At 53.6% G+C, this 10,412-nt stretch carries 10 protein-coding genes; 1 reads left to right on the top strand and 9 read right to left on the bottom strand.

Annotated features, from left to right (window positions below; all coding sequences use genetic code 11):
• Positions 1-299 (top strand): hypothetical protein (locus AC07W5_RS21185; RefSeq protein ID WP_495024262.1); only part of this gene is annotated, 299 nt, incomplete at its 5' end.
• A 75-nt stretch (positions 300-374) separates the two neighbouring features.
• Here AC07W5_RS21185 and AC07W5_RS21180 read toward each other — a convergent pair.
• The 9 genes from AC07W5_RS21180 to AC07W5_RS21140 all read right to left on the bottom strand — a co-directional run bounded on the left by AC07W5_RS21180 (position 375) and on the right by AC07W5_RS21140 (position 10,402).
• Positions 375-2,264, bottom strand: a complete 1,890-nt coding sequence (locus AC07W5_RS21180) for a DUF4915 domain-containing protein (protein WP_495024261.1) — start codon at positions 2,262-2,264, stop codon at positions 375-377.
• A gap of 136 nt (positions 2,265-2,400) precedes the next feature.
• Positions 2,401-3,012 (bottom strand): adenylyl-sulfate kinase, encoded by a 612-nt coding sequence (gene cysC, locus AC07W5_RS21175; protein ID WP_494993635.1) that lies wholly within the window; start codon positions 3,010-3,012, stop codon positions 2,401-2,403.
• Positions 3,013-3,081: 69 nt separating this feature from the next.
• A complete protein-coding gene (locus AC07W5_RS21170; protein WP_494993636.1) occupies positions 3,082-4,230 on the bottom strand; it encodes a glycosyltransferase family protein in 1,149 nt (382 codons plus the stop codon).
• 5 nt (positions 4,231-4,235) lie between these two features.
• Positions 4,236-5,336: a non-hydrolyzing UDP-N-acetylglucosamine 2-epimerase gene (gene wecB / locus AC07W5_RS21165; RefSeq protein WP_495012956.1), complete on the bottom strand. Its 1,101-nt coding sequence runs from the start codon at positions 5,334-5,336 to the stop codon at positions 4,236-4,238.
• Positions 5,337-5,349: 13 nt separating this feature from the next.
• On the bottom strand, positions 5,350-6,957 hold the full coding sequence (locus tag AC07W5_RS21160; protein ID WP_495024260.1) for an FAD-dependent oxidoreductase: 1,608 nt from the start codon (positions 6,955-6,957) through the stop codon (positions 5,350-5,352).
• Positions 6,911-8,194, bottom strand: coding sequence for an NAD-dependent epimerase/dehydratase family protein (locus AC07W5_RS21155; protein WP_495024259.1), 1,284 nt, complete (start codon positions 8,192-8,194; stop codon positions 6,911-6,913). The genes AC07W5_RS21160 and AC07W5_RS21155 overlap by 47 nt, the downstream gene beginning before the upstream one ends.
• 2 nt (positions 8,195-8,196) lie before the next feature.
• Positions 8,197-8,604: a GtrA family protein gene (locus tag AC07W5_RS21150; protein WP_495024258.1), complete on the bottom strand. Its 408-nt coding sequence runs from the start codon at positions 8,602-8,604 to the stop codon at positions 8,197-8,199.
• The gene (locus tag AC07W5_RS21145) at positions 8,601-9,392 is read right to left on the bottom strand and encodes a class I SAM-dependent methyltransferase (protein ID WP_495024257.1); all 792 of its coding nucleotides are present in this window, start codon (positions 9,390-9,392) and stop codon (positions 8,601-8,603) included. Before AC07W5_RS21145 ends, AC07W5_RS21150 begins: the two co-directional genes overlap by 4 nt.
• A complete protein-coding gene (locus AC07W5_RS21140) occupies positions 9,389-10,402 on the bottom strand; it encodes a glycosyltransferase family 2 protein (protein ID WP_495024256.1) in 1,014 nt (337 codons plus the stop codon). Before AC07W5_RS21140 ends, AC07W5_RS21145 begins: the two co-directional genes overlap by 4 nt.
• Between the last annotated feature and the right edge of the window lie 10 nt (positions 10,403-10,412).

Below are 10,412 nucleotides of genomic sequence, written 5' to 3'. Positions count from 1 at the left end.
GGTTTTGTTTTGCGCGCGATTTGTCGGCGCGGGCTGGCTCGCGATGGCGATTTCCAAGACGCCATGGCGCGCACTCGGGCGTCGACCGGCTGCCCCTACACGTATGGACGTTATTTCAGAGCAGTCGGATTTGTATTTGCGGTCTGATAATGCGCCGTCAGGTCAAGAGCCGGGAGAGACAGACGGGGGCACGAAGCCTGTATATAAATGAAATCGGTTTTATCGATGACGAGATTGCCGATCACGACCATCTTGGCGTGAAGGGTAATAGTCGCCTGATGATCGTGTTATTCGAGTAGCTGTTCTGTGTTCTGGCTCTCAGACCTGTTCACTGGAGTAAGACGCACAACGCCTCTGAGTCTCAGTGTTGTAGGCTAAAGTCTCAGCCAGCGTCGAATGCCTCTGATGGGGCGTGTCAGCCGCCAGGAGCTGCTGTTGAGTAATCGCTGGGCCACTTGTTCGCTATCTTCGAGCTTTTGGCTGATGATCTTCAGCTGCGAATCACGTTCTGCCAACAAACCTTGAGCCGCTTCCAGCTCCTGATCTTTTTTCTGAGTCACATCGACCAATAAAGCGCGAGCCGCTTCCAGCTGTTCATCTTTTTGCTGAGTCACATCGATCAACAAAGTGCGAGCCGCTTCCAGCTGTACATCTTTTTGCTGGGCCACATCGATCAACAAAGCGCGAGCGGCGTCCAGCTGTACATCTTTTTGCTGGGTCACATCGACCAACAAAGCGCGAGCCGCTTCCAGCTGTTCATCTTTTTGCTGAGTCACATCGACTAACAAAGCGCGAGCGGCGTCCAGCTGTTCATCTTTTTGCTGAGTCACATCGACTAACAAAGCACGAGCGGCGTCCAGCTGATCATTTTTTTCCTGAAGCACATCCGACAGCTGACTGAGCTGTTGTTTCTTTACCATGGACCGTTCAGTGATCTGATCCAGTTGCTGTTGAGTGACATCGTGTTTGGCTTTGAGCTCGGCTACAAAGTTTTCCCTGTCTGTTGCTTCGGCGACCAGGCTCTGAGTTCTTTGTTCTTGAGCCTGGATCTGAACGACGGCATCAAGCAGTTGCCGAGAGACATCGTTGGATTGCTCTTGCAGGGCTGCGGACTGTCTTGACTGCTCTTGAAGTGCATCTTCAAGCAGTTTGATGCTTGACGCATTCTGAGCGAACTTGAGTTGATCTTCAGCATGGAGAGCATCGTAGCGCTCGAGCTTTTGTATCAGTAATGCGTTTGCCTGCAGTAGCTCGGCAATGCGGGCATCGCGCTCGGTCAACGCCTCGACATGTTCGGTAAACTGTTTATTTCGAGTGTCGAGATGTTCCTCAAGCGACCCACTCATCAGTTTGAATCGTTCGGCCTTTTCCGCGAGCTCCTGGATTTGTGCGTCACGTGAGTTTATGGATTGACGATAATCAGTTGCTGCGCGCTGGCTGATCCCCGCGAGTAAGGCTGGGAGCGCGTCAGGTTCGTCGACGGCAAGTACGGTGTAGATTTCCGATACCGGTAATTCTATACGGCCTGTTTCCTGCCAACTTTGAGCATCCAGCGCGACCAGATTTGCGTTCACTATTGCGCTGCTATCGATATTGCGTGAGCGACTCAGGCCGATATACAGAGTGCTGCCCTGAATACAGATACCCCGGGTGTACCCGTCCAGCGTCTTGCTTCTCAACAAGCTCCCGCTGATGTCGTATTCGCGTAGCTCTCTGGTTTCGGAGTTGGCGAGCAACAGGTTGTCACCAAAGGCGATCAAGCTATGAGGTTGTGACAGTCCTTCGATCAGGCGCTCTCCAGTGTGCAAGTCCTGGACGAAGCCGGCTTGAGCCGTTTGACCTTTGTACTGACGGTGGGTTGTGAAATCACCGAAGGCACAAAACACGATGTGCTGATTCCACTGTGTCAGGCAATTGATATGCCGTGCATCGTCTTCACCAGGAAATCGCCAGCTACGAACCTCTGCCGCATTCATGTCTAGCTGCACGATTTCATTGGCTGTTGTGCCCACCGCATAAAGAGCGGGGTCCGCGATCAGTACATCATGGATGTCATGAATCGGCGTTCCCAAGTCTTGTGTGGTGCGGTTGCCCTGGTAAAACACCAAACCCTCTGGTTGCAATCCCCTCAAAAATTTGCCGTCACTCAGGCTGATACCTGTCGTGTTGATGTCATCCAGACGAAACACCTGGCCATGGTGGATAAATAGCAGCCCACCTCCATTGGGCGAGGAAACCAGCAGATTTTCGAACGCATGGGTCATGCTTGTTTTGTTCCTGGGGAAGGGACGCTTGAGGGGGCCGTTTATGACCGAGTCAACTGAAAGTCGATTGTTGCCTCTGTCAACAGGGTCAACAGAGTCATCAAGGGCATTATCGGCAGGTTTCAGGGCTTCTGGATCATTGATTTGAGGTATAGACCGAGTCAATCAGTTTGAGCAGTTGATCAACTGAGTCTTCCAGCGTCGAGATATCGGTGTCGATTCTCAGATCTGGACGCTCAGGGGCTTCGTAAGGGGAGGAGATACCGGTGAACTCCGGTAATGTTCCCGCTCTTGCCTTGCTGTACAACCCTTTAGGGTCCCGGGACTCGCAGACGGCCAGTGAGGTACTGACATGCACTTCGCGAAAGCTCTCGGTCCCTATGACTTTGCGTGCCAGGTTGCGGTCATGGTTGAAGGGTGAGATGAACGCAGCGATGACAATTATGCCGGCCGAATTCATCAACTTCGATACTTCTGCAATCCGACGGATGTTTTCGGCACGATCCTCAGGGCTGAATCCCAGGTTGTTATTGAGTCCATGGCGGACGTTGTCGCCATCGAGCACAAAAGACAGCTGTCCCCTGTCCATCAGGCTCCGCTCAAGGGCGAAAGCAAGGGTGGACTTTCCTGAAGCACTTAGTCCCGTGAGCCAGATCGTAATCGGCTTCTGCGTCAGCAACTGCCGACGGTCCTCGGGTGTGACCTGACTGCCATGCCAAACCAGGAGGGGGGGGTGTTTGTCTGCCATGAAATAGCTAAATCCAGTGTGAGTGCTGAAGGAAACGTTTATTGGCCAAGTGATGCTGAGCGCGCGTACTCATATGGCATTCCGTTGCGTACTTGAGCCCGGCACAGTAAGCACCGCGTGTGCTTGTGTCTGTAGTCGGGTTGCCGCAAAGCGGGTCGACCAAAGATTATCCTGGCGAAACTGGCGAATGCTCAAGTGATTGCTCTGGAAGTTGAGAGCTTCCAGGCTGATGTTGTGTAAATCGGACTGGTCATCGACTAGCCACACTTCAGGCTCCTTGCCTCGTTGCGTCATTTCACCGAAATGGGTGGATATGACCGGAAGGCCGAGGGAGCGGTATTCATAGTATTTGATCGGGTCGACTGAAGCGGTCAGGCGGTTGAGTTTGAATGGAATCAATCCCACCGAAAAAGCGGCCATGGCCGCTATGGCATCGGTATATGAGCACTCGGGCAATAACTCGATATTGGTGGGCAGGGTGCACGGCGCAGGGGTGAATACGGGGCCGATCAACTGGACCCGGTTTTCAGGATTGGCTCGCGCCAGTGCGATGACCAGATCCCAATCGAACCAATGGCCAATGGTACCGACATAACCCAGTATTCGCTGCTTGGTGCCCAGATCGAGGCTTTCGACGGGCGCAATTTCTTGCATATCACAAGCATTAAGGGCCAGTTCGACCTTGTCAGTTTTGCCCAGGAGTTTGTCGCGAATGGCGGTGGAAGACGCCAGTACTTTAGACACCCGGCTAATGAGTCGATGCTGGCGTCCCTCCATGGCGCGTCGTGAAAGCCCTTGATAGAAGGCCGGAAAATCGTCCATGGCGTCATAGACGGCATAGCTGTCTGGCATGCGCGCCAAGAGTTGCAGGGCGAGCTCGGATGGTTTGCCGACACAAATCATGCACGGCCGACCAGCCGAAAACGCTGCGGTCTTCTTGAAGATATCGCGCCAGAGCAGCCTCTGCATGATGCTCGAGCCCGGAATGGGCTCGATCGGCAACGCCAGGGGTTTACATATCTGCAGCCAGTATGGAACCGCAACGCTTTGCTGGTCGGCAACAGGCGGCTTGGACCTGAAGTCGTGCAGCGACGGCAGGCGTGTCGGATAGGGGTCCACCCACAGCACCGGCTCTCCTGTCTGACTGTTCAGCCAGTTGACGAAGTGATGCGGGCGCTGGCTGTAGCTGGCCCACGGAACTGGCGAGAGGTAGATCATTCGCATTATTGGAAATGCTGCCTTAACACGCTGACTATGCGTTCTGCCGCCTTGCCATCGCCATAAGGGGAAACTCCACGAGCCATGGCCTTGTAAGCCTCAGGATCGTCGAGCAAGCGCTGCGCCTGTTCGACGATGGTGTCGCGATTGGCGCCTACAAGCTTGACCACGCCAAGGTCTACGGCTTCCGGCCGTTCGGTTTCTTCGCGCAGTACCAAAACCGGTTTGCCGAGCGCTGGTGCTTCTTCCTGCACACCACCGGAGTCGCTGATGATCATATAAGAGCGTTTCATCGCTGCTATGAACGGTGCGTAGTCAAGCGGAGTGCAAAGAACGATATTGGGTGTGCGGCCAAGTATCTGGTAGGCAACATCCTTGACGTTTGGGTTGGGGTGCACAGGGTAAAGAATCTGGATATCCGGATTTTGCTCAGCCAGCGTTTTCAGTGCCTGGCAGATATTCTGGAATGGCTCGCCGAAATTTTCTCGACGATGGGACGTCACCAGAACCAGACGTTTACTCGAATCCAGGTCGATATCGAGCGGCAGTGTCCGTGCAGCAGTCATCAGCAAAGCATCGATGACGGTATTGCCCGTCATGGTGATATCCGCTGGGGCTACGCCTTCACGCAGTAGATTGTCCATGGAACCCTGAGTCGGCGCGAAATGCCAACGGGCCAGTTTACCGGCGATCACGCGGTTGGCTTCTTCGGGGAATGGGTTGTGCATGTCGCCGGTGCGCAGGCCAGCTTCGATATGACCGAAGGGAATCCGCAAATAGAAACAGGCCAATGCCGCGCTCATCACTGTTGTCGTATCACCTTGAGCCAGCACTACATCCGGTTTCTCGGATTGCAGGACGACATCCAGATCCAGTAGCAACCGTGCGGTCAGCGTCGTCAACGACTGATTGGGACGCATGATGTCCAGATCTATATCGGGAGTAATACCGAAGAATTCGAGCACCTGATCAAGCATGCCGCGATGCTGGGCCGTGGCCAGCACCCGGCAATTGATATTTCCTTCGGCCTGAAGGGCCTTGATCACGGGAGCCATCTTGATGGCTTCAGGGCGAGTACCGATGATGCAGAGTACCTTGTGGGTCATTCCTTTCTACTTCCTATACCTGTGTTGCAAGTGAGCGCCCTATCCGGTCCGCATTGGCCATGATCGTTAGTGTGTGCGACTTTTCTGTAAGGCTTGGCAGGCAAGCCCCATCGACGATGTGTACGCCGGGGAGTCCTGCCACTTCTCCAAAAATATCTGTCTGTCCAAGTCTGGGGGTCGGGTGCATGGGCAGGGTTCCTGCATAGTGGATATCTGCCCCCGGCTTGCCGACGGTGAAACTCATAGGCATCAATACCGCGCCCATTTTCCAGTAGCTTTTACGCAGCAGTACCTCGGCGCTTTTCATGATCGCGTTCGTCTCGGGTTGCAGACCGCCATTGATTCGCAGCGAACCATCAGCGCCCAATACGGCGGTGTTTTTGGACATGTGGCCTGGAAGGAAGATATTTCCGACCAGGCAAGAACTGAGGAGGTTTTTCAGCAGTTCGACACTGTAGCGCTTGCTCATGGGAACACGGCTGACGAACTCGGACATCGGCAAGCCCGTAGTGCTGAAAGTCGAACCGAAAGCTGTAGTGCCTGAAGCAATATCAAGTGAGAACGACAACTGGCCCAGGCCAAATGTCGAAACTCTAGGGGTTCCCAACATTCTTGGCAGCCACAGCAGGAAGGCCGCTGTCGGCGACGACAGCAGCGGTAGCGGTAGCGTGTAGTCAAGGTGCTTGAGGGCTAGTCTGGTCGACGCCAGAGTGCCTGCAGCCAGTAGAAGTCGTTGGCCGGAAAAACGCCTGGATGAACGTTGATCAGTGATCGTCCATGAGCCGTCCTGCTTAAGGAGATCGTCCACCAAAAAATCCTGGACGTGCTGGAATCCTGGGTACTGCTTGAGCTTCGGAAGTTCCAGGGAGGCGGAGTACAGCGCCTGATTCTGACAACCCCACAGACAGTTTCCAGAAAGATCACAGGCTTTTCGTTCTTCCAGATTTTGACTCAAGGCTGCCACCCGCGAGCGGCCAAGGCGAAAACCCAGGTCGGGGAACGCCTGTCTGCGCCGGGTATAGTTATCGAGCAACCGTTGGTGCAGTTTATCCAGAGGCAATGGTGGCTGTGACCACTCATCAAGACCAAAATAGCCTGAGAGGTCGTCATCGACCTGGCCACTGATGCCCATACGCCGGGAGACTGTCTCGTAGGACTTCTCCAGCTCTGCGTAATCGATGGAAAGTCCAGGAAAGTCACTGGCGCGAAGGCGTGCGACACCGCAGCCCCATGCATTCGACAAGCCGCCGGTTGCCAGTGATCCTATGCCGATGAAGTTGTTCACTTCTATGTGATTGGCTGCACTGAACCCCTGAAAGACATGGGCATGGGTCGGGGTTTTCAGTTTGGGGGACACGGCATCCAGCTGGGTCAAGGCATGGAAGTTCTCGCCTATCATCCATTTCCACTGATGCTTGTCGTTCGACCGGCTGGCGAGGTACGGGGCGGTCGGCACGGCGGATGAGCCTGACGCGGCTTGGGCATCTACCATGAGCACTTTCAATCCGGCCTTAACGAGCGGATAGGCGGCAGACGTACCAGCCGGGCCGCTACCTACAATAATTACATCGAACTCAGGCTTCACGCTTGATTTCACTTTCAAGAAATAGATGACGAGCAAAGGGTTGGCACAGCAGGGCGAATATCCGCCACGTAAGCTCTTTAGCCGCGGTCAGCCCCAGCGATATCAGGGTCGTGAAGAAGTTGCCTTGTTGCAGCGGGCCTAGAAATACGCTTGCGCCCTGAGGGCTGGCCTCGGCGATGCTGACTGCAACCTGCAGCCGCCAGGATAATTCCCGACCATAAGGCTGGTTCAGGAAGTTGTGATTATCGAGTAGGGCCAGGAGAGCCGGCCATCGCACCATCAAGCGTGAGCTGATTACCTTTTGGGTTCTGCCTGTGCGCTCAAGGGCGTTTGCATAACGACGAACCAGGCTCTGTTCCGGAGGGCTTTTGAGTAAGTAACTCAAGAGCACAATCCCCTCCTGGAGTAATTGCCTGCGATGACCACGACCTGAACGATGCATGCCACTAGCAAGCGGTCGAAGCTCAATGCCCAGTCGTCGCATGGATATCTCGGTGTCCATGTGCGGGAGGTTGATGAGTGAAAAAATGCGGTCAAGGCCAAGTTTCACGCACAGGGATTGCCCTAATAACAACCCGAGCAGTTTGATGGGCGCTACCGGGAAGGGTACTGGAAGACGAACTGCATTTATGCGGTTGTCGGCGATCGACATGAGAAAGCGACCAAAGGAAACCGGTTGCACAGAGCCCAGGTTAAAAGTCTCTGCCCGAATATCTTCCCGCTCGACGATGGTCAGGATCGAGGCCGCAAGGTCATCGACATGCACGGGTTGCACCTGGGGCGCGGGTAGAAGTATCGGAATGACCGGAAAACGACGAACCAGCCTTGATAACATTCCAAAGAGCCCGTTCTCTGGACCGCCATACACTTGTCCCGGTCTGATCACGATCCCGCCAGCGGCTAGCACTTCTTGCTCGATGCGCCACTTTGTTCGGCCATAAGCGCTAGGGGCCTCGCATGCGGCAGTCTGGCTGGATATGAAGATAAACCTGGCCGCGACTTGTGTGGCGCAGCGGATCAACGCTTGTGCCGCCTGTACTTCGTCTTCCGAGGAAATCTGAGCACTTTTCGATGTGTCCGCGGCCAGGTGGACAAAGGCCTGGGTCCCCGCCGGGCATTCAGGTGCTTGTCCATGCAGGTCGTAAGGCAGCCACGTATAAGCCGGGGGGCAGGGCTTTCGTGTAGCGGAGATGATTTCGTACCCTTTATCTATCGCCAGGGATGCCAGCCGCTGACCGATATAACCTGTCGTTCCGGTAATGAGAAGTTTCATGCTCATAAGCTTTCAGGGCCATTGGACGGGGCAGGCCTGGTCGTATCGGGATGAAATACGAACAGTTTGATTATCCAGTAGGTCAAGAGTACGCAGGCTACGTCCGAGATAAACTTGACAGGTGTGGGGCTATTGACGAAATACAGGCCTGCGGCAAACAAGGCTGATGAAAATGGTAGGTTGATGGCGAGTAAGGAGAAGTAGCGAAGTGCTTGCGCCTTGCTGCTGCCGCTGGTCGATTTGAACGTAAAGTGTCGATGTAAAAAGAACGCAAAGACTCCCGCGATGAGCTTGCTGGCAATATTGGCCAGAATCGGCTCATCCTTGAATAATAAAATCAATAAGAGAAAACATCCCATATCCAAGGCATAAGCCAAGAGCTGGATGACACCGTACTTGATAAACGTCAAGATTTTTTCCTGATAACGACGATGTGGTGGAGTGCGAGAATACGCCTTAAAGGGTAAAGCAGTTTTTCGACGACTTTTATCAAGGGAATCAATGGGTCAGGTAGCAGTTGGCGAAAGTTTAGCCCGCCAGAGATCAGGTACCTCGGGTAGTTACCGCATATTTCCTGGTGAACGATCTCGAGGGTAGGGTGTTTGAGTTCGAACGCCTTTCTGTCTCGTACGAAGACTATATAACTGAGGGCCTGGTTGGCGCCGTTCATAGGGCCGGTCGCAGGTGTTTCCCACGACTCAAAGTTCATGTCGAACCCTTCGGATTTGAATAGGCGCTTATAGATAAAGGCTGAAAAAGGACCATAAAAAGGTTCGATCAGGATTGCTCCGCCACCCGGTTTTAATGTCCTGTCGATTTCCGCGAAAAAACGGTCGGGATGAGGGAAGTGGTGAAAACAGTTTTGCCCGTAAAATGCTTTGACCGACTGATCATCCAGGTTCATCGACTCGGCATTCAGCTCCAGGTCCAGGTGTTTGGCGAATACAATATCCGAGGCCAATACTTCAGGGTAAGAGTCGCGCATGGGGGCAATGCCGGCGCCAAGCTCTACTTCAAGGCCCTCGACCTTGAAGTAACGGTCTGCCAGACGATTAAATAAATGATGGAACTCAATGAATACTTCACGCAGCATTCGCTTACGCTGAAGAACCTTTTCATGAAGTTCAAGGCGTTCGGCGCCATCGACGTCTAGTGTCTTGAGCGAAGGGTCCGACAAAAAGTCTCTCAGCGCTTTCATTTGGTGTCTTCCCGCATCAGGTTTACGTTACGGCGTTTGGCATGCCTCGGCCTGCTTGGAACGGAGGCGATGTCATAGCCAAGGAATGCCATAATCAACTGCAATCCCATGAGTATGGGAAGCGCACCGAGCATGACCGTGCCAGCGGGCGTCGGGATGCCATTGTTAGCGGATTCAGACCAGTGAAAGCTGCCGAAGATCAGACCGAAACAGAGCATCAAAACTCCAACCGGTAACTCGATCGATGCGAGAGACATGTCCCGCAGGTAGTAATTGTAGAAAATTCTCTTGGCAAAATTTCTGCTGTGTTTGAACAAAAATTCGCCGATGATTTTCGAGATTTTAAGATTACTGACTTCTTCGCCATACTTGGCTTCCATTGGTACATCAACAACAACGGCGCGCAAGGTATTCAAGCGGAATAGAATGTCAGTCTCGAAAAAATAGCGTTCACTGATTTTATCGAGAGGCAATAGTCTTGCCACGTCACGATGAATCGCGGTATAGCCATTGGTGGGGTCGAACAGATCCCAGTAGCCTGTTGATAGTTTGGCCATCAGCGACAATACGGCGTTGCCGAAGAGGCGAACGCGCGGCATTGATTGAACTTCCTCCAGATCAAAAAAGCGGTTGCCTTTGGTGTAGTCAGCTTCCCCTGCCAGGATGGGCTCAATGAAGAGCGGGATCAGAGCCGGATTCATCTGGCCGTCCCCATCCACTTTGACAATGATGCTCGCGCCGTCGGCAATGGCTGCTCGGTAGCCGGTCATCACCGCTCCGCCTACGCCTTTGTTCAAGTCATGGGGTAGCACCCTGACCCTGGGGTCGGAACAAGAGGTTATTACATGTCCACCGGAACCATCCGGGCAGGCGTCATCCACGACATAGATACGCCATACTTCGGGGCCTATCGCTTCAATCACACCCGCTATGTGTGCGGTTACTCTATAGCTTGGGATCACTACCGCGACACGCTGTTCTTCAGTGGAAAGCTCTATTTTTAAGTTCATCGATATCGCT

It is taken from the genome of Pseudomonas sp. GW821-FHT01E05 (assembly GCF_059422425.1).
Note: the sequence above shows the minus strand (reverse complement) of the source record. Positions and strands in the feature narration are given on the sequence as shown.